Origin of the sequence: Streptomyces sp. NBC_00691 (assembly GCF_036226665.1) — a bacterium.
GTDB lineage: Bacteria > Actinomycetota > Actinomycetes > Streptomycetales > Streptomycetaceae > Streptomyces.
Genome location: NZ_CP109007.1, coordinates 6,778,234 through 6,797,271, shown reverse-complemented (window position 1 = coordinate 6,797,271; position 19,038 = coordinate 6,778,234). Strand labels below are relative to the sequence as shown.

Genomic DNA, 19,038 nt, shown 5'->3' with positions numbered 1-19,038 from the left:
ACGGGCCCGGAGCGGCCCCGTGACATGCCCGGCGCACCGGCAAGCACATGCCGGGGGCGCGTGGGCGGCCCCGCGCGTGCAGGTGCGGTGCCTCGTCGGGTGGCGGCCCGTGCGCGGCCCGTACAGATTCCGTGGAGATTCCCGCCGGGTGGACGTACCGAGCGGTCGGTAACACCCCCGCAGCATCTGTGACTTGACTCTGCCACCCATCCTGACCTGTGCGAACACGGAATGTCCCGGCTTGGTGAAGGCCCTCCCGCCGGGCAGTCGGGTGGGGTACCGTCACCCGCGCCGTACGGAGCGCTACAACGAGCTTTTCCAGCCATCGAGCCGTCGAGGAGCAGGTCAGTGCGCGAGTTCACCGTGCCGCCCGTCGAGGCGGCGCCTCAGGTCGGCGGTCTGGCGGACGCCGTGTTCGAGCGTGCCCTGGCGGAGCCGGACCGGATCACGTTCGGCCGGAAGGGTCCGGACGGCGAGTGGCGGGACGTGAAGGCCGCGCGCTTCCGGGACGAGGTCCTCGGTCTGGCGAGGGGGCTGATCGCGGAGGGCGTGCGGTTCGGCGACCGTGTCGCGATCATGGCCCGCACCCGGTACGAGTGGACGCTCTTCGACTTCGCGCTGTGGACGCTCGGCGCGCAGCCCGTGCCGATCTATCCGACGTCCTCCGCCGAGCAGGTCTTCTGGATGCTGCACGACTCCGAGGTCACGGCCTGCGTGGTGGAGCACGAGGACCACGCGATGACGATCGGCTCGGTGATCGACCGGCTGCCCCGGCTCCAGCGCCTGTGGCAGCTGGACGCGGGCGCGGTGGCCGAGCTGACGGCCGCCGGGGCGGACATCGACGAGGACGTCGTGCACCGGCACCGGCGGGCGGTGACGCCGGAGACGGTGGCGACGGTCATCTACACGTCGGGGACGACCGGCCGGCCCAAGGGCTGTGTGATCACCCATTCCAATTTCATGTTCGAGACGGACATGCTGGTGGGCCGCTGGGAGTCGGTGTTCCGTTCCCGTCCCGGCGAGGAGGCGTCGACGCTGCTGTTCCTGCCGCTCGCGCATGTCTTCGGGCGGATGGTGGAGGTCGCGGCGGTCCGGACCGGGGTGAAGCTGGGGCACCAGCCGGTGATGGCGGCGGCCGAGCTGATCCCGGACCTCGCCGCCTTCCGGCCGAGTTTCGTCCTGGCCGTTCCGTACGTCTTCGAGAAGGTCTTCAACGCGGCGCGGCGCAAGGCGGAGCGGGAGGGCAGGACGGGTCCGTTCGACAAGGCCGTGGAGGTGGCGGTCGCGTACGCGGAGGCGCTGGAGCACAAGGCCTTCGGCACCGGTCCGGGGCCGTCCGCGGCACTGCGCGTGCAGCACCAGTTCTTCGAGAAGACGGTGTACGCGAAGGTCCGCGCGGCCCTCGGCGGACGCCTCCGGCACGCGATGTCGGGGGGTTCCGCGATGGACCGGCGGCAGGGGCTGTTCTTCGCGGGTGCGGGGGTCACGGTCTTCGAGGGGTACGGCCTGACGGAGTCCTCGGCCGCCGCGACGGCGAACCCGCCGGAGCGGACGCGGTACGGCACGGTGGGGCAGCCGGTGCCGGGGACGACGGTTCACATCGCGGAGGACGGCGAGGTGTGGCTGCACGGCGGGCAGGTCTTCTCCGGCTACCTCAACGCCCCCGAGGCGACGGCCGCCGTTCTCAGCGACGGGTGGCTGGCCACCGGGGACCTGGGCTCCCTCGACGAGGACGGCTATCTGACGATCACCGGGCGCAAGAAGGAGATCCTGGTGACCTCGGGCGGCAAGAGCGTCGCGCCGACGGGCCTCGAGGAGCGGGTGCGGGCGCATCCGCTGATCGCCCAGTGCATCGTCGTCGGCAACGACCGGCCGTACATCGCCGCGCTCGTGACCATCGACCAGGAGGCGGTGGAGCACTGGCTGGCGATGCAGGGGCGAGCGCCGCTGGCGCCGGCGGAGCTGGTCCGCGACCCGTCCCTGGAGACGGAGATCCGGCGGGGGGTGGTGGCGGCGAACACGCTGGTCTCGCAGGCCGAGTCCATCCGTACCTTCCGGATCCTGGCGCATCCGTTCAGCGAGGAGCACGGGCTGCTGACCCCGTCCCTGAAGCTGAAGCGGAAGGCGATCGAGCGGGCGTACGCGGCGGAGGTCTCGGCGCTGTACGGCTGAGCCGTGCCCGGGGAGGCACGAGGAGGCGGCTCGTGGAATGCGGGACTCACCCGGATCGTTGAAAATCGGTGCAGTCAGCAAGACACGCGACGACGTAAGGATCCACTCCACGTGAGCACGGACAGCAAGGTTCCCCCGGTCACCCTGAACAACGGCGTGCGGATGCCGCAGCTGGGCTTCGGTGTCTGGCAGGTGCCGGACGACGAGGCCGCGACGGCCGTGGCGACCGCCCTGGAGGCCGGCTACCGCTCGATCGACACCGCCGCGATCTACGGCAACGAGAAGGGCACGGGCCGTGCCGTCGCCGCGTCCGGGATCGCCCGCGAGGACCTGTTCGTCACCACCAAGGTGTGGAACAGCGAGCAGGGCTTCGACTCGACGCTGAAGGCCTTCGACGCCTCGCTCGACAAACTGGGCCTCGACTACGTCGATCTGTACCTGATCCACTGGCCGGTCCCCTCGAAGGACGCGTACGTCGACACGTACCGCGCGTTCGAGAAGATCTACGCGGACGGGCGCGCCAAGGCGATCGGCGTCTCGAACTTCCTCCCGGAGCACCTGGAGCGGCTGATCGGCGAGACGTCGGTCGTCCCCGCCGTCAACCAGATCGAGCTGCACCCGCAGCTCTCCCAGCAGTCCTCGCGCGAGGCGCATGCCCGGCACGGCATCGCGACCGAGGCGTGGTCGCCGCTCGGCTCGGGCAAGGGGCTCCTTGACGTGCCCGCGATCGTCGCGATCGGCCGCAAGCACGGTCGTACCCCGGCCCAGGTCGTGCTGCGCTGGCACCTCCAGCTGGGCAACGTGGTGATCCCCAAGTCGGTCACCCCGTCCCGTATCCGGGAGAACATCGACGTCTTCGGCTTCGAGCTGGACGCCGAGGACCTGGCGGCGATCGCCGCGCTGGACGAGAGCCGCCGACTGGGCCCGGACCCGGCGGAGTTCGGCGCCTGACCGGCCGCCCGGCAGCGGGCGCGGAGGCCCGGTCGCGTGACACCGTTCGCGCGCCGGGCAGTTCGCGTGACACCGGGCGTGTGATGACGACGGCGCCGGGGTCCGTGCGGACCCCGGCGCCGTTGTCGTACCCCCGGCATAGAGTCGGCCTCGGACCGTGAGCAGCGCGGCGGACGGCGAGTGAGGGAGTCGGTTCGGTGAGTGGTGGTTCTCCGGTGCCCGTCGAGGAGGGCCTCTACCGGGTGCGGAACGTGGCCAGCGGCCTGCTCCTGGAGGTGTACGAGGGGTCGGGCCGCAGCGGTGCCAAGGTGCAGCAGGGCTCCGAGAAGGGAACGCCCGGCCAGCACTGGCACATCACTCCCGTGCCGAACGGCGGCGGGCTCCACCACCTGGTGAACGCGGCCAGTGGCAAGCGGCTCGACGTCGCCAACGCGTCCACGGAGAACGGCGCCGTCATCCAGCAGTGGAGGGCGAACAACTTCGGGGCGCAGGAGTGGATCATCGAGCAGGACCTCCAGTCGCCGGGGACGGTCGCCCTGGTGAGCTTCATCAGCGGGCTGTTCCTGGAGGTCGCCGACGCCTCGAAGGAGGACGGCGCCGCCGTACGGCAGTGGGAGGACACCGACTCGCCGTTCCAGTGGTGGCGGTTGGAGCCGGTGTCCTGACCCGCTGGGGTACGGCCCGCGAGCGCGGCGGTCCTCAGCCCTTGCGGGCGGTGTGGACCGTGCGGGCCGCGAGGTAGAAGAGGTCCGTGCGGTGGTGCAGCGACCGTTCGTCGGCCGGGTCGAGGAGCCGGTCGAGCGTCGCGCGGTCGCCCGCGTCGATCCGGTCGCCGAAGCCGTCCCGGACCCGGGTGAAGTGGGCGAGGGCCAGCTCCCGTACGACCGGGGACACGGGCGCGGGGACGTCGGTGAGGAAGGTGCGGGTGCCGGCGGGGGTGAGGCCCGCGTCGGCGAGCAGGGACCGCCAGTCGTCCGGCTCGTCCTTGTGTCCGGGGGTCTCGGCGCGCATCTCGGCGAACCGGTCGGCGTTGGCGGCGTCGAGGCGCGCCTCCAGGCCCGGCCGGCCGAAGCCGAGGTGCCAGGGCAGGTGCCGGGCGGGCAGCCCGCCCTCGACGAGGACCATCAGGCCGCCGGGGTTCAGCAGGCCGGCGAACTCGACGAGCGCGGCCCGCTGGTCGCCGATGTGGTGCAGGGAGTTGCCCGCCCAGATCACGTCGGCCTTCCCCAGTTCGGCGATGCCTTCCGGGAGTTCGGCGTGGAGCGTGGAGACCCGGGCGCCGAGGCCGCGTTCCACGGCGCGTTCGCGGGCGCGGGCGAGGAGTTCGGGGCTGCCGTCGACGGCGACCGCCTCGGCCGTGGGGAAGGCCTCGGCGAGGACGCCGGTGATGACTCCGGGGCCGCTGCCGACGTCGAGGACGCGGCGGACGCCCTGCGCGGAGGTGAGGGTGCCGAGCCAGGCGGCGGCGTCCGCGTAGGCGGGGCTCTCGGTCTCCGCCTGCCGCTCCAGGAGCGGGGCGATCTCGTTCCAGTCGAGAGGGGCGCCGTCGTGGTGGGAACCGTGGCTGTGCGTGTGTCCGGAGGTGTGCGGGGCCCCGGAGGTGTGCTGGTGGCCGTGCCCGTCGCCGTGCGGGTGGCCGTGGTGCGTCGCGGTGTGCTGGCTCATGGGGTCCAGCGTGCGTGGAGTCCGCCGCGAGCGCGAGACGTGTTGCGGTTCCGGCAAGAAAATCGATCCTTTGTTGCTCCGATCGTCATACCCGGCGGCTCACACCCGGGCGCGTCGCCACCCCGGACCCGGCCGCTCCCCGCGCGTCGCCACCCCGGCCCGGCCGCTCCCCCGCGTCACGCCCCGGCCCGGCCGCTCCCCCGCGTCACGCCCCGGCCCGGTGCTCCTGAGGGCTGATGCCCCTGACCCGCTTGAACGCGGCGCTCAGGGCGAAGGCGCCGCTGTAGCCGACCCGCCGGGCGACGGACTCGACGGTGGCGTCGCTCTCGCGCAACAGATCGGCGGCGAGGGCGAGCCGCCAGTCGGTGAGGTACGCCATCGGGGGCTCGCCGACGAGTTCGGTGAAGCGGCGGGCGAGCGCGGCCCGGGACACGCCCGCCTTCGCGGCGAGGGAGGCCACGGTCCAGGGGTGGGCGGGGTCGTCCTGCAGCAGGCGGAGGGCGCGGCCGACGACCGGGTCGCCCATGGCGCGGTACCAGGCGGGGGCTTCGGCGCCCGGCCGGGAGAACCAGGCGCGGACGCCGGAGATGAGCAGCAGGTCGAGGACCCGGTCGAGGACGACGGTCTGGCCGGGCTCGTCGCGGGCGATCTCCTCGCCGAGGAAGGGCATGAGGGGGCAGTTCCACGCGTCGGCGGGCAGGTGGAGCAGGCCCGGCAGGGCGTCGAGCAGCCGGCGGCCGACCTCGCCGTCCATCCGGTACGTGCCGACGAGGACGGTGGCGCTGCCGTCGGAGGCGTTGCCCCAGGTGCGGACGCCGAGCCGCATCCGGTCGGCGAGCGGCTCGCCGCTGAGAGTGGTGCAGACGCCGTCGGGCCCGATCACGGCGCTGGGCGGGGCGGCGGGATCGTGGGCGACGGTGTAGGGCTCCGGGCCCCGGACGATGGCGATGTCCCCGGGCCGCAGCGGAACGGGCCCGCCGGTGTCGGGCACGACCCAGGCCTCGCCCTCGGTCACGCACATCACGCAGATCGGGGCGGCGTCCTCGATGCGCACGGACCACGGCGGTTCCATGACCATGCGGAGCAGGAAGGCGCCCCTGGCGCGGGGTCCGTCGAGGAGTCCGGCGAGTGCGTCCATGGGTCACCAGGGTAGGCGGGCCGGTGAGACGGAGACATAGGGGTGTGAGACGGCGGAGCATGGGCGCCGGGTGCCGTCGGCGGGAGTCTTGACCCATGACGAACCAGACGAACGACACGCGGAACGAGCAGGGCACGAACGAGCGGGGCACGAACGAGCGGGGCACGAACGAGCGGGGCACGGCGGGAGGGAGCGCGGACGGCCGGAGCGCGGTCGTCCTGGTGACGAGCGCGACCGGCAAGACGGGACGCCGGGTGGCCGAGCGGCTCACGGCGCGCGGGGCGACCGTCCGTGCCGGGTCGCGTTCCGGCGCGACGCCCTTCGACTGGGAGGCCCCGGAGACCTGGGGCCCGGCGCTGCGGGGCGCGGACGCCGCGTACGTGGCCTACTACCCGGATCTCGCCGCGCCGGGCGGCGTCGAGGCGATGGAGACGTTCGGCCGGCTGGCCTCGGAGCACGGCGTACGGCGGCTGACGGTGCTGTCCGGGCGCGGCGAGCCGGAGGCGGTCGTGGCGGAGGAGGCGCTGCGCGCGGCGGCCGTCGGGGTGGAACTGACCGTCGTTCGGGCCGCGTTCTTCGCGCAGAACTTCTCCGAGGGGCTGCTCGCGGAGGGGGTCGCCGAGGGCGTGGTCGTCTTCCCGGCGGGTGACACGGCGGAGCCGTTCATCGACGTGGACGACCTCGCGGACGTGGTCGTCGAGACCCTGACGGCGGACGGTCACGCGGGACGGGTCCACGAGCTGACGGGTCCCCGTCCGATCGGCTTCGCGGAGGTGGCGGCGGAGATCGCGCGTGCCTCGGGGCGTGCGGTGGTCTACCAGCCGGTGTCCCGGTCCGAGTACGCGGGGATGCTCACCGGGTTCGGGCTGCCGTCTCCGGAGGCCGATTGGCTCGCGGCCCTGTTCGCGACGCTCCTGGACGGGCACAACGCCTCGGTGACGGACGGTGTGAAGCGTGTCCTGGGCCGTGAGCCGCGCTCCTTCGGCGCGTTCGCGGACGCGACCTGGGCCGGCGAGGACGCCTGAGTCTCCGGTGGGCGGCGCCTCAGTCCTGCCGGACGAAGCGGGCGAGCCGGTACCGGGGGTCGGCCCGGGGGCGGTCCTGGTCCGGGAGGGCGGTGAGGGCGGTGGCGAGCGTCTCGGCGAGTGTGGCGTCGCCGGTGAACCAGGAGGCGAAGTACCCGGCGTGCAGCTTCCGTACGGTGCCGGAGGGAGTGGCGCCCTGGGCGTGTCCTGTGAAGTGGGTGCCGGGGGCGGGGGCGAGGCCGTGGGCGGCGGCGTGCCGGGTGATGAGGTCGGCCCGGTCGGAGGCCGCCGCGGCCGAGCGGTACGGGCGGAGGATCGTGTCGATGTCGCTGCCGACGTCGTGGGCCGCGTCCTTGTCGACGGTGGCGATCAGGACGCCGCCGGGGCGCAGGACGCGGGCGGCCTCGGCGACGATCTCCGCGGCGAAGGGGACGAGGTGCAGCAGCCAGACGGCGCTGACGGCGTCCAGGGAGGCGTCGGGCAGCGGCAGTCGCCGGGCGTCGGCGCGGACGACCCGGCCGGGTACGCGCCCCTCGGCGACCCGCAGCATGGCGTGGGCGGCGTCGGCCCCGTGGACGCGCAGTCCGGGCCGGGTGAGCCGTTCGGTGACGAGGCCGGTGCCGCAGGCCAGGTCCAGCAGGGTCCGGGCGGCGGGCGGCACGAGGCTGAGGACGGCCTCGGCCGCCGCGGCGGCCCGGGGCACCCCGCCCCGGGTCCGGTCGTAGTGCGCCGCTTCGGTCTCGTAGTCGAGCAGGGTCTCCGCCATGCCGCCGATCGTACGAGGGAGCCGGCCGTACGAAGGCGGGCGACCGGTGACGTACGAGGGCGGCGGGCGGGTGAGGGACGAAGGCGCGGCGGAGGGCGTACGCGGGGCGGCGGGCGGGTGACCGTGCGTCAGGAGGCGCCGTGGCCCGGGGCGATCCCTTCCACCCGTTCGGCGAGTTCGAAGTCCTTCTCGGTGACGGCGTCACCGGCGGAGTGGGTGTTCACGGACAGGGCGACGGTGTTGTAACCGAGGGTCAGATCCGAGTGGTGGTCGAGCTCCTGCTGGATCCTGGCCACGTGGACGACGAGCGCGGTGGCCGCGAAGTGGTCGCCGAGCCGGTACTCGCGGGTGAGCCGGGAGTCCTCGACGGACCAGCCGGGGAGCTCCCGCAGTCGGTCCTCGATCTCCTTCTGCGACAGCGGCTGTGTGGGCACGGCGGTGCTCCCTCCGGTCGGGTGGCGCGGGTGACGGACAGGGGTCCCCGGGGGAAACTACCCGGGGACCCCTCTGGGATACCGTCTGGCCATGACATCGGTGGTGAGCGACACGGGAGTGGGACCGCTGCTGCGCGGCTGGCGTGAGCGGCGGCGGCTGAGCCAGCTGGAGCTGGCGCTGCGTGCGGACTCCTCGGCGCGGCACATCTCGTTCGTGGAGACGGGCCGCTCCCGTCCGAGCGAGGAGATGGTCCTGAAGCTGGCCGAGCACCTGGAGGTGCCGGTCCGCGAGCGGAACGCGCTGCTGCTGGCCGCCGGGTACGCGCCCCGGTACGCGGAGTCGCCGCTCGACGCGCCGCGCCTGGAGACGTTGCGGGCGGGCATCGAGCAGCTGTTGCAGGGGTACGAGCCGTATCCGGCGCTCGTGGTGGACGGCTCGTACACGGTGGTGGCGGCCAACCGGGCCATCGGGATGCTGCTGGACGGGTTGCCGGAGCAGCTGCTGACGCCGCCGCTGAACGCGATGCGGATCACCCTGCACCCGGAGGGGCTCGCGCCCCGGATCCGGAACCTGCCGGAGTGGCGCGGGCATCTGCTGCACCAGATGGAGCGTCAGATCGGTCTGGCCCGTTCGGAGTCGCTGCGGGCGCTGTACGCGGAGGTGAAGGCGTATCCCCCGCCGCCGGGCTCGGACGACTCCGCCGCTCCGGCTCCGGAGGACCTGTACCCGTACTTCGCGCTGCCGCTGCGGATCGAGCACGACGGGCGGGTGCTGTCGTTCGTGTCGTCGATCTCGACGTTCAACACCCCGCTGGACGTGACGGTCGCCGAGCTGGCCATCGAGACGTTCCTCCCGGCCGACCCGGCGACGGTGGCGTACCTCCAGTCCCTGCCGGCGTTCAGCGGCTAGCGGCGACCGCCCGCAGCGCGGCCCACTGCGCGAGGGCGAAGCCGCCGACGGTGGCCGCCTGCAGGGGCGTCCACACCAGGCCGGCGGTGGTCGGCTCCAGCCAGGCGACGAGGGCGACGACGCTGAGGACGGCCCAGACGGCGTTGATGTCGACGACCAGTTTCACGCCGAGCGCCGGGGGCTGCGGGCGGCTCGCGAGCCAGGCGACCCCGGCGGCGTACACGGCGAGCAGGACGCCCAGTTCGAGCAGGAGGCCCGCGTCGACGCCGAGGAACTCCCCGAGCGGGCCGGAGGCGACGGCGTAGGCGATCCCGTTCGCCCCGGTGACGACGGCGTCGAGAGCGAGGAACCGGCGCATCGCGGACTGCGGTCGGCTGGTGCGGGCAAGGCCGGCGAGCAGGGCCTGGGACATGGCGGATCACCCTCCATGGGAGACGTCGGTGCTGGTGGTGGGCCCGGAGCCCGAGCGGAGTGCGCCGCCCGGGTTCCGGTGTCCCTGAGCATGCCGGGCGGTCGTGCGGGGGGTCGATTACGTCAGAGGTCATGCGGGCCGGCGGGGGTGGGGCGCGGGGGTCGTCCGGCGGGGGGTGGAACCCCGTGTCACCCGGCCTCGGGCGTGAGTATTGTTCGCGCCGGGGTGGCCGGGAGTGGTCTCCCCGGAGGGGGAGAGACAGATGGCGTGGAACAGGGAACGGGCCCGCATGGTGGCCACCGGGGACGATCACGCGGTGACGCCTGCGGAGCTCTTCTTCGACCTGGTGTTCGTGTACGCGATCACGCAGGTCACCGCCCTGATGGCGGACGCGCCGTCGCCGGTGCGGGTGGTCGGCGGGATGGTCGTGCTCGCGCTGCTGTGGTGGTGCTGGTGCTGCTTCGCCTGGCTGGGGAACGTCGTACGGGCCGACTCCGGCGCCCTGTTCGGGGTCCTCGTCACGGTCATGGCCGTCGTCCTGATCGTGTCGCTCGCCGTCCCGGACGTGTTCGCGGACCCGGCGGGCGGTCTGTCGCCGCCGCTGCTGTTCGTGCTCTGTTACGGGGCGGTGCGCGTCCTGCACCTGGCCTCGTACTGGATCTCCAGCCCCGGCGATCCCGCTCTGCGTGCCACCCTGCGCCGTACGGCCCTGACGTCCGTCGTGCCGCCGCTGGTGCTGCTCCTGATCGGCAGCTCGTACAGCGGCCGGGTCCAGCTCCTGCTGTGGCTGGGGGCGGTGGCCGTCGACTATCTCGGCATCTTCGTCACCGGCTCGTCCGGCTGGCGGGTCAACTCCCCCGGGCACTTCTCCGAGCGGCACGGTCTGATCGTGATCATCGCGCTCGGCGAGTCCATCGTCGCGATGGGCGTCGGGGTCTCCGGCTTTCCGCTCACCTTCGCCGTGCTCGGCGCCTCGGCGGCCGGGCTGCTGCTCTCCGCCGGACTGTGGCGGCTGTACTTCCGGCAGCTCGGTGAGGCGGCCGAGCACCGGCTCGCCGGTCTCGACGGGGACGACCGCACCCGGTTCGCCCGGGACGTGTACACGTTCCTGCACCTGCCGCTGGTCGCGGGCGTCGTGCTCACCGCTCTCGGCATGAAGAAGGTCCTCCAGCAGGTCGCCGACACCGGGCACTACGGTCTCGCCGAGCCCCTCCACGGGGTCGTCGCCTGGTCGTTGACCGGGGGCGTCGGCGTGTATCTGCTGGGCGCCGCCGCGATCGTGCTGCGCACCACGGGCCGCCGGCCGACCGCTCTCGCCCTGGGCGGGGTGTGCTGTCTGGCGGCGGGCCCGCTGGTCGGTCTCGTCCCGGCCCTGGTGGCGCTCGTGTCCCTCGCCACGGTCGCGGCGGCCCTGGTGTGGCTGCACGGACGGCGCCGGGCGGCGCGTCCGTTCGAGGCCGTCGAGGCGGCCTGAGCGGGCGACGGGCCCCGAACCGGGGCCCGTCTCCTCCCGGACCGGCGGTGTCGGCCGCCGCACGCCCGGACGCCGGTGCGCGATCGGGTTTCGCCGTGGCCCGCGTCGAGATGTGGCGGAGAGTCAGCGGAGGGGTTCGTCCCGGTACGCGGGCGGCTCGGGTGCCGGAGCGGGTTCGGCCTTCGGAGCGGTGGGCTCGGGCGCCCGGCGTTCGGAGCGCTGGGCCCGGGAGGCCTCGGCGCGCAGCAGGGCCTGGAGAACGGCGAACGGGTCGACGGGCATGGCGAAGCTCCTCGTGGTGCGGGGGTGATGTGGGGGGCTGCGGAGAGGCGTGGGCCTCTCAGCAGCGCATCACCACGCACCGGAGCGTGTCGCCGCGCGGGGCGGGGACGGGGGCGGCGGCCCGGGTGCGGCGCCGATCGCGGGCACCGTGCGGGAGGCGGCGCGGGCGCCGGACCGGGCGGATGCCCGTCCGGTGCCGGCGGGAGCGGCCGGGGAGTCCGGCCTCGGTGCCGGCCGGGTCGTGGGTCTCGCCGCTCGGGTCGGAGGCCGGGGAGGCCGCGGCGGGCCGGAGTTCCCCGCCGGTGAGCACGCCGGCCGCCCCGGTGCCGAGCAGCGCGGCGAGGACGAGGAGCAGCACGACCCAGAGGCGCCCGCGCTCCGGTGCCGTACACGCCGGACGGCCGTGCGTCGCCCTCGCGCGCGCCGGGCCGCCCGCCGGGGTGGCGGGCGGCGCGGTGGTCGGCTCGGGCGCGGGGCTCACGGAGATCCGTACTGCCCCACCGGGGTCCCGACACGCGCGTCCGGCCCGAGATCCGCCCGAGCGGCCTACGGGTCGGCCCGCGATTCACCGGTTCACCGCACGGGCGGCCCCCACGCCGGTCGGGAGTTCGTCATCCCCTCCCCCGCCTCCGCGCGCTGCCCGCGGGCCGGTACCACCCCGTACACGAGCACGCCCAGGAAGGGGACAGCACGCCCCGGCGGACGACGGCGAACAGGCGTCCCCGTCAGTGGCTTGTGTCCCGCACGACCGGCCCATCGACCGGAATAACTGATTCCGGTTCATTCGTGGACGGCGTGTTCTCCAGCGGGACCTGCGGCCCCGAGCACTCCCTCAGCCAGCGGCGCAGCACCCGGTGCACCTGCTCCGCGCCGACCAGCTCCTCCCCCGCGCCGACCGGCGGCGACAGCTCCGGCGGCGACAGGAGGAAGGGATGCGACTGCTCGCCGCCGAGGCCGCCGTGCGAGCCGATCTGCTCCTCGAAGGCGTGCACGGTGCCCGTCGCCGGGTCGTACATCGAGTTGACCATGATGTCCGCGACGTGCGCGAAGCCGTCCGTACGCCGCACCGCCCGCGCCGCGCCCCGGCCGAAGACGGCGAGCGGCCCGCCGCCGTCGTCGAGGTCCGCCACCGGCACCTCCACCCCGTCGCGGGCGAGCACCACCGAGCCGTGCTCGGCACTCGCCACCAGGACGAAGCCGACCCCCGGATGGTGGGCGAGGGTGCGGAGCAGCGCCGGATGGCGCCGGTCGATCTCCTCCCGGGTCATCCGGTGCGGCACGTCGGGGAACGAGACGAGACCGAGGTTGCCGGAGGCCAGGACGACCGGCTCGGAGGGCCGGGCGGGCAGCTCCTTCGCGCTCTCGCCGGTCTCGTCCACCGGCCGGTGCAGCGCGAGGCGCAGCGCGGCCCTGGCCGCGTCCCGCGCCTCCGAACCGCTGCGGGTCCTGCGCACCCGGCGCGGTACCGGAAGCCCGCACCCGGCCCGCACCAGGTCCTTGAGCGTCAGCCCGTACGCGCCCTCGAAGGTCTCTCCGGAACTCTGCCCGTGATCCGAGAGCAGCACGATCCGGTAGGGGCGGGGGGTGTGCTCGGCGACCGTCGCGATCAGCGCGATCGCGCGGTCGAGGCGGCGCAGGACCTGGTCGGTGTCCCGGCCGTGCGGGCCCGAGTGGTGCGCCACCTCGTCGTAGGCGACGAGGTCGGCGTAGACGGCGGTCCGCCCGGCGAGCATGTCCCCCATCACCGCCGAGACGACGACGTCCCGCTCCACGACCGTCGCGAAGGCCCGCACGAAGGGGTACGTGCCGCCGCGCGAGACCCGCGGGGTCTCGCGGCGCAGCCGCGCCCGGGTCGACTGGAACATCTCACGGCCGCACTCGGCGACCAGCGATCCCGCGGTACGGACGGCGTTGGCCGGGTCGGAGAAGTACGCGAAGTAGCCGGCGCGCGAGCGGTTGCGCGGGCCGCGCCGGGCGGCCATCGACAGGACGAGGGCGAGCTGGTCGGCGCCGCCGCTGAACAGATTGCCGCGCGAGGCCCCGTCGACGGTGAGCAGCCCGCCGTCCCCGGTGCGGCGCACGGCCCTGCGCTGGAGCTCCACGGCACCGGCCGGACGGTTCGACACCATGAGCCGGCCGGTGTCCTTCTCGTACCAGCGGAAGGCGGGCACGTCCTCGTTGGAGCCGTGCAGGATGCCGAGCTGGCTCGCGCCCGTCTGGCTGGACCAGTCGGTGCGCCACGGGGTGAGCAGGTGGCCCGCGTCGATCCAGGACGCCACGGTCGGCATGAGCCCGTCGGCGACGGCCCCGCGCAGGACGTGATGGCCGACGCCGTCGAGCTGGAGGAAGACCGTCCCGGGGACCTGCTCGGGCGTGCCCTCCGAGGCGCGGGGCCGGGTGCGGCCGGTGAGCCGGTAGAGCCGGCGCCGGTAGGCGTCGTCGTCCCGGACGGCGAGACCGGTGGAGGCGACGGCGGACATCACGGCGGCGACCACGACGGCGGTCTCGGGGTTCGCCGTGCCGCGTCCGTCGGGGATCAGCCAGAGCGCGACGAGCAGGAGCGACCCGTTGAGGAAGAACACCAGCAGGCCGAGCACGAGGGCGGGGACGAGCAGCAGGGCCCGCACGATCACGGGCCAGACGAGCGCGCCGAGCAGCCCGAACGCGCCGGCCGCCGCCGCGGCGGTGAGCGCCGTCCTCGTGAAGGTGTCGCCGCCGGCGGACTGCAGCTCGAAGTCGGGGAGCAGTCCGGCGAGGATCAGCAGGGTGAGCGTCGACACCGCCCACACCACGACCACCCGCCCCAGCGCACTGCCCGCGGACCGCCAGCGGTCGGCGCCACCCCATCGCCTGTCACCCACGCCCGCTACACCTTTCACCCGTTTCCTGTCTCAAGCGTGGCACAACGCCCACGGTCGGCGGGGGAAACGGGTGACGGTGATCGGCCCGGGTGTGTCAGGTCGTGGATGGAGACGGGTCGTGCCGTACGTGACGTCGACGCGGGGACGGGCGTGCGGGCGTACGCCGGCTCACCGCGCGCGAGCGGGCGACGTCAGCAGCCGTCGTACCCGGCCGTCGGCATCGAGAGCCGCCGGTGGACCCCCGCCTTGGCCGCCGCGTCGTACTCCGGTTCGCCGGCGGGCCCGTCGGAACAGGCGGTCTCCACCCGAACCCCGCGCCGCGCGCACTCCGCTCGGAAGCCGGGCACGGAGGTCAGCGCCCGCGCGAGGACCCGCTCGTTGGCGGCGACGAACAGGTCGACCGCCCCCGCCTCCACGTCCGCCCACAGCGCCTCGTGATCGGGCCGGATTCCGTAGAACAGCAACTGGCGTGCGACCACGTACCCCTGGTCGTCGGCCCAGCGGGCACACACCGCGTGCTGGCGGCGCGTGTCCACGAGGAAGGGTTCACTGTCCAGCTCTTCGAGCGGGGTGAGGCTGGCGATCGCCGCCACCCGAACGTCGTCCATGGGCCGACCCTACTGCGGGACGGCACGGCCGAACATCCTCCGGCGCCCGCTCCGGACATTTACCCTCGATACGGAGTGAGGGTACGAGCGCGGACATCGTGAACGGCGGTGGACGACGGCGGGAACCCGAGACGACGGAAGGCGGCATGCCGGTGGAGGTCACCTGGTGGGGTCACGCGACCTGCACGGTCGAGGACTCCGGGGTCCGCTTCCTCACCGATCCGCTGTTCGCGCGGCGGCTCGCGCATCTGCGGCGGCGGCGCGGCGCCCTGCCGCCGCCCGAGGCCGCGGTCGCCGAGGCGGTGCTCGTCTCCCACCTGCACTCCGACCATCTGCACCTGCCGTCGCTGGCCCGGCTCGCGCCCGGGACGCTCCTCGTCGTGCCGCGCGGCGCCCCCGCCGCCGTACCGGGGCTGCGCAGGCTCGACGGGAACGGGCTGCGGCTCACCGAGGTGGAGCCGGGCGACACGGTGACGGTCGAGGGTGTGACGGTACGGGCCGTGCCGGCGCTCCACGACGGACGGCGGCTCCCGGTGGGGCCGCACCGGGCTCCCGCGCTCGGGTACGTCGTCGAGGGCGAGGCGCGGACGTACTTCGCCGGGGACACCGGGCTCTTCGACGGGATGGCGGAGGCGGTGGGACCGGTGGACGTGGCGCTGCTGCCGGTCGGCGGCTGGGGCCCGTACCTGGGGCACGGCCATCTCGACGCGGGCCGGGCGGCCGAGGCGCTCGCCGCGCTGTCGCCCGCGGCGGCGGTGCCGGTGCACTACGGCACGTACTGGCCGATCGGGCTGGACGGGATCAGGCCGCACGAGTTCCACGCGCCGGGCGACGAGTTCGTACGCCACTCGGCACGACTGGCGCCGAAGGTGGCGGTGCATCTGCTCGGGCACGGCGAGCGGGTACGTCCGGAGGTGGCACGGTGACCGGGGCCACGGCGGACGGGGCCACGGCGACGGCGGCCACGGCGGACGGGTCGGGAAGGGGCCCGCGGTCCTCCCCCGCGGCGCGGCCGGGTGGCCGCCGGTGATCCACGGGCTCACCGGGGTCGTGACAGCGGTACGGGAGCTGCCGACGGAGTCGACGCAGCAGGCCGTCGGCTACCCCTCCCTGTTCCTCCTCGTGGCGCTCGGCGCCCTGGTACCGGTCGTGCCGACGGGCGCGATCGTCAGTTCGGCGGCGGTCGTCGCCTTCCATCAGACGTCGCCGGTCGCGCTGCTCCTCGTCTTCCTGGTGGCGGCTTTCGCGGCGCTCCTCGGGGACACGGCCCTGTACTGGCTGGGGCAGCGCGGGGTGCGTTCGCGCAACGGCTCGCGGTGGCTGGCCAGGCTGCGGGGCCGGGTGACACCGGACCGGCTCGCCCACGCGCAGGAGCGGCTCGACACGCATCAGGTGTCGGTGCTCGTCCTGTCCCGGCTCGTGCCGGCGGGCCGGATCCCGGTGATGCTGGCGTGTCTGCTGTCAGAGATGCCGCTGCGCCGGTTCGTCCGCGGTGACCTGGCGGCCTGCCTGGCGTGGGCGGCGACGTACCAGCTCATCGGGATCCTGGGCGGTTCGCTGTTCCCGGAGCCCTGGCAGGGTGTCGTCGCCGCGGTGGGCCTCACGGTGCTGATCAGCGCGGTCCCGGCGCTGTGGCGGCGGATCCGGGGGTCGCGGGCGAAGGTGGGCGGGGTGCCGGAGCGGTAGCCCCGCCCCCGGAACTCGGGGTGCCGGGGCGTCGAGGGCCGGACTCAAAGTGCCGGGGCTCCGCCGTCGAGGCGCGGAGGTCAGGGCACGAGGACCCGTGAGCCGCCGACCGGCAGGTCCCACAGGTCCTCGCGGCGCAGTCCGGCCTGCTCCCAGGCGGTCCTGACCCGGGTGAGGGGTTCGAGGACGGGCTCCGAGGACAGTACGAAGGTCGCCCAGTGCATCGGGGCCATCCGTCGCGCCCCGAGGTCCTGGTGGGCACGGACGGCCTCCTCCGGGTCGGTGTGGACGTCGCTGAGCCACCAGCGGGGATCGTAGGCGCCGATCGGGAGCAGGGCCAGGTCGATGCCGGGGTACCGGTGGCCGATCTCGGCGAACCAGTGGCCGTACCCGGTGTCCCCCGCGAAGTGGACGCGCCGACCGGACCGGTCGGTGAGCACCCAACCGCCCCACAGGGAGCGGCAGGTGTCCAGGAGGGTGCGCTTGGACCAGTGGTGGGCGGGGACGAAGTCGAAGCGCACGCCGTCGAGTTCGGCCGCCTCCCACCAGTCGAGTTCGGTGACCCGGTTGAACCGGCGGCGGGTGAACCAGCGGCCGAGGCCGGCCGGGACGAAGACCGGGGTGTGCCGGGGGAGCCGTTTCAGGGTCGGGGCGTCGAGGTGGTCGAAGTGGTTGTGGCTGATGACGACAGCGTCGACGCGGGGCAGGTCCTCCCAGCGGACCCCGACGGGGGTGAGCCGGGCGGGTGTGCCGAAGATCCGGCGGGACCAGACGGGGTCGGTGAGGACGGTGAGCCCGCCCATCCGCAGCACCCAACTGGCGTGCCCGGCCCAGGTGATCGCGAGGGTGTCGGGTCCCGCGGGCGGGAGCGGGCCCGGTTCGAAGGGCAGCAGCGGGATGTCGCGGAGGCCTTCGGGGCGGGGGCGGACGGCTCCCTCGCGGGCGAGGCGGGCGAGGGCCCGGACGCCGGGGAGCGGTGCGGTGAGCCGGTCGGCGAAGCTGCGGGGCCAGTCGAGGCGGAGCCGCCCGACGGGATGGAGGACGGGAGCGGGTGCGGTTGCGGGGGAGGACGCGGGAGCGGTGGCGGGATCGGCCTGGGGGGCGGCGTCCTGGGCGGCCCGCGCGGGGGGTGCCGTCCGTTCCGTCATCTGCGGGCTCCGTTCTGCGCGGATGGTTCGGCTCGTGCGGATGGCCGGGCCGGTGCGGGTGCTCGGGGTGCTCGGGGGCGGTCGGCTCGTACGGCCGCGGCGCCCACGGCCCGTGCGGGCACGGCCCGTACGGCTACGGCCCGTGCCGCCGCGGCTCGCGCCCGCTTCGGCCGGCGGCCGGCCGGGGGCGCCGTCACCGGAGTTCCTCCAGGATTCCTCCGAACTCCCGCAGCCTCGAAGCCACATGGGGAAGCGTCTCCGGGTCCCGCGCAGCGAGCGTCTCCGCCCGCTCCTCCTCCGTGCGGCCGAGGAACATGCCGGTGCCGAACCTGACGCGCAGGGCGCCGATCTCGTCGCCGAAGCGGTGGCCGCCGGTCGCGGGAGCGCCGAGGCGCGCGCCGAGGTGGCTCTCGAGCTCCAGGGAGTCGGTGACGCCCCGGGCGGCGAGACCGGCCCGGAGCGGCCCGAGGTCGGCGTAGAGGTGGCGGCCCGCCTGCGGCGGCCGGGCCAGCGCTCCGGCGGCGAGGACCGCGCGGTGCGCGGCCGCGGCCAGTCGGCCGTGGACGTCGGCGGCGCGCCGGGCCCGTACGGTGACGTCCTCGGGTTCGTCGAGGGCGTGCGCGGCGGCGGGGGCGACCGGCCCGGGGACGACGGCACCGAGGGCGGTGAGCACGTCGAGGACGCGGGCGCGGCGGTCGGTCCAACGGTCGGCGCGCGACGGATCGGTGGGCGGGAAGCGGGCGACGGCGCAGGGCCAGGCGGCCGGGGTGAGGGCGCCGCCGAGGTCGGACAGGACGGTCACGTCGTCGGGGCACATCTCGGCGGGACTGAGGAGCACGGTGTCCTCGGGGTGGTGGCGGGTGTCGCGCCAGGTCTCGTCGCTGATGACGTGCAGGCCCTCGGCGACGGCGGCCTCGCAGGCCTCGCGGACGAGTTCGGGCGGGGCGACCGTGGCGGTGGGGTCGTCGGCGACGGAGAGCAGGAGGACGCGCGGGGTGCCGCCCTCGGCGCGGATCCGCCGGACGGTCTCCAGGAGGGCGTACGGGTCGGGGACGCCGCCCGCCTCGGCGGGGGTCGGCACGTGGTAGGCCGGGCGGCCGAGGAGGCGGGCTTGCGGGGTCCACCAGGCGGGGCAGGGCCGGGGCAGCAGGAGGTCGCCGCCGTGGGCGGCGATCAGGGCGAGCAGCAGCGCGGGGGCGCCGGGGCCGGCCACGACGTCCTCGGGGTGGGTGCGCAGGCCGCGGCGCCACCAGTAGCCGGCGGCGGCCTCGCGCAGGACGGGGCCGCCGCCGGGCGGCTCGGGGGTGGTCCGTCCGGCGGCGGCGGCGAGGAGCCCGGCGAGTCCCGGCAGGACGGGAAGGCCGGTGTCGGGGGCGGGAGGGCCGTAGCGCACCGGGCCGCGGCCGTCCGGAGCCGTCTGCCGCATGTCCCGTACCTCCTGAGCGCACGGGGGCGCCGGCACGGCACCCCCGTGCCCTTTATACGAAGGTTCGGCCGGTTCCGCCG

The 19,038-nt window shown here is 74.6% G+C and carries 19 protein-coding genes; 8 read left to right on the top strand and 11 right to left on the bottom strand.

What is annotated here, in order from left to right; genetic code table 11:
• The first annotated feature begins 348 nt into the window (after positions 1 to 348).
• From OG392_RS30495 to OG392_RS30485, 3 genes are all read left to right on the top strand, one after another.
• On the top strand, positions 349 to 2,172 hold the full coding sequence (locus OG392_RS30495) for an AMP-dependent synthetase/ligase (RefSeq protein WP_329284744.1): 1,824 nt from the start codon (positions 349 to 351) through the stop codon (positions 2,170 to 2,172).
• Between the two features lie 162 nt (positions 2,173 to 2,334).
• Positions 2,335 to 3,123, top strand: a complete 789-nt coding sequence (locus OG392_RS30490; RefSeq protein ID WP_329287556.1) for an aldo/keto reductase — start codon at positions 2,335 to 2,337, stop codon at positions 3,121 to 3,123.
• A 197-nt stretch (positions 3,124 to 3,320) separates the two neighbouring features.
• The gene (locus OG392_RS30485; protein WP_329284742.1) at positions 3,321 to 3,788 is read left to right on the top strand and encodes an RICIN domain-containing protein; all 468 of its coding nucleotides are present in this window, start codon (positions 3,321 to 3,323) and stop codon (positions 3,786 to 3,788) included.
• A 34-nt stretch (positions 3,789 to 3,822) separates the two neighbouring features.
• Here the strand turns inward: OG392_RS30485 and OG392_RS30480 are convergent, their stop codons facing one another.
• Positions 3,823 to 4,788, bottom strand: coding sequence for a class I SAM-dependent methyltransferase (locus OG392_RS30480; RefSeq protein WP_329284740.1), 966 nt, complete (start codon positions 4,786 to 4,788; stop codon positions 3,823 to 3,825).
• Between the two features lie 205 nt (positions 4,789 to 4,993).
• Positions 4,994 to 5,926, bottom strand: coding sequence for an AraC family transcriptional regulator (locus tag OG392_RS30475; RefSeq protein WP_329284738.1), 933 nt, complete (start codon positions 5,924 to 5,926; stop codon positions 4,994 to 4,996).
• 95 nt (positions 5,927 to 6,021) lie between these two features.
• Here OG392_RS30475 and OG392_RS30470 point away from each other — a divergent pair, with 95 nt between their 5' ends.
• Positions 6,022 to 6,951 (top strand): NmrA family transcriptional regulator, encoded by a 930-nt coding sequence (locus tag OG392_RS30470; RefSeq protein WP_329284736.1) that lies wholly within the window; start codon positions 6,022 to 6,024, stop codon positions 6,949 to 6,951.
• Between the two features lie 19 nt (positions 6,952 to 6,970).
• Here OG392_RS30470 and OG392_RS30465 read toward each other — a convergent pair whose 3' ends face one another.
• Together OG392_RS30465 and OG392_RS30460 are read right to left on the bottom strand one after the other, a co-directional pair.
• Positions 6,971 to 7,705: a class I SAM-dependent methyltransferase gene (locus OG392_RS30465; RefSeq protein WP_329287554.1), complete on the bottom strand. Its 735-nt coding sequence runs from the start codon at positions 7,703 to 7,705 to the stop codon at positions 6,971 to 6,973.
• A gap of 140 nt (positions 7,706 to 7,845) precedes the next feature.
• Entirely contained in the window at positions 7,846 to 8,151 is a 306-nt protein-coding gene (locus OG392_RS30460) for a 4a-hydroxytetrahydrobiopterin dehydratase (RefSeq protein ID WP_329284734.1), read from the bottom strand.
• A 91-nt stretch (positions 8,152 to 8,242) separates the two neighbouring features.
• Between OG392_RS30460 and OG392_RS30455 the strand changes: the two genes are divergently transcribed.
• A complete protein-coding gene (locus tag OG392_RS30455; protein ID WP_329284733.1) occupies positions 8,243 to 9,061 on the top strand; it encodes a helix-turn-helix domain-containing protein in 819 nt (272 codons plus the stop codon).
• Here OG392_RS30455 and OG392_RS30450 read toward each other — a convergent pair.
• The gene (locus OG392_RS30450; protein WP_329284730.1) at positions 9,051 to 9,473 is read right to left on the bottom strand and encodes a hypothetical protein; all 423 of its coding nucleotides are present in this window, start codon (positions 9,471 to 9,473) and stop codon (positions 9,051 to 9,053) included. The genes OG392_RS30455 and OG392_RS30450 overlap by 11 nt on opposite strands.
• A gap of 262 nt (positions 9,474 to 9,735) precedes the next feature.
• Between OG392_RS30450 and OG392_RS30445 the strand changes: the two genes are divergently transcribed.
• Positions 9,736 to 10,947, top strand: coding sequence for a low temperature requirement protein A (locus OG392_RS30445; protein WP_329284728.1), 1,212 nt, complete (start codon positions 9,736 to 9,738; stop codon positions 10,945 to 10,947).
• Positions 10,948 to 11,070: 123 nt separating this feature from the next.
• Here the strand turns inward: OG392_RS30445 and OG392_RS30440 are convergent, their stop codons facing one another.
• The 4 genes from OG392_RS30440 to OG392_RS30425 form a co-directional block, all read right to left on the bottom strand.
• On the bottom strand, positions 11,071 to 11,229 hold the full coding sequence (locus OG392_RS30440) for a hypothetical protein (protein WP_329284726.1): 159 nt from the start codon (positions 11,227 to 11,229) through the stop codon (positions 11,071 to 11,073).
• A gap of 58 nt (positions 11,230 to 11,287) precedes the next feature.
• Complete coding sequence (locus OG392_RS30435) at positions 11,288 to 11,710, bottom strand: hypothetical protein (protein WP_329284724.1); 423 nt, start codon at positions 11,708 to 11,710, stop codon at positions 11,288 to 11,290.
• A gap of 244 nt (positions 11,711 to 11,954) precedes the next feature.
• Entirely contained in the window at positions 11,955 to 14,090 is a 2,136-nt protein-coding gene (locus OG392_RS30430) for a phage holin family protein (protein WP_329284722.1), read from the bottom strand.
• A gap of 191 nt (positions 14,091 to 14,281) precedes the next feature.
• Positions 14,282 to 14,698: a hypothetical protein gene (locus OG392_RS30425; RefSeq protein WP_329284720.1), complete on the bottom strand. Its 417-nt coding sequence runs from the start codon at positions 14,696 to 14,698 to the stop codon at positions 14,282 to 14,284.
• A gap of 146 nt (positions 14,699 to 14,844) precedes the next feature.
• On the opposite strand from OG392_RS30425, the gene OG392_RS30420 reads away from it, so the two are divergent.
• Entirely contained in the window at positions 14,845 to 15,624 is a 780-nt protein-coding gene (locus OG392_RS30420) for an MBL fold metallo-hydrolase (protein ID WP_329284718.1), read from the top strand.
• A 100-nt stretch (positions 15,625 to 15,724) separates the two neighbouring features.
• Complete coding sequence (locus OG392_RS30415; RefSeq protein WP_329284716.1) at positions 15,725 to 16,384, top strand: DedA family protein; 660 nt, start codon at positions 15,725 to 15,727, stop codon at positions 16,382 to 16,384.
• Between the two features lie 80 nt (positions 16,385 to 16,464).
• On the opposite strand, the gene OG392_RS30410 is transcribed toward OG392_RS30415, so the two are convergent.
• Together OG392_RS30410 and OG392_RS30405 are read right to left on the bottom strand one after the other, a co-directional pair.
• On the bottom strand, positions 16,465 to 17,532 hold the full coding sequence (locus tag OG392_RS30410) for an MBL fold metallo-hydrolase (protein WP_329284714.1): 1,068 nt from the start codon (positions 17,530 to 17,532) through the stop codon (positions 16,465 to 16,467).
• Between the two features lie 193 nt (positions 17,533 to 17,725).
• Entirely contained in the window at positions 17,726 to 18,958 is a 1,233-nt protein-coding gene (locus OG392_RS30405; protein WP_329284712.1) for an aminotransferase class I/II-fold pyridoxal phosphate-dependent enzyme, read from the bottom strand.
• Positions 18,959 to 19,038 lie beyond the last annotated feature (80 nt).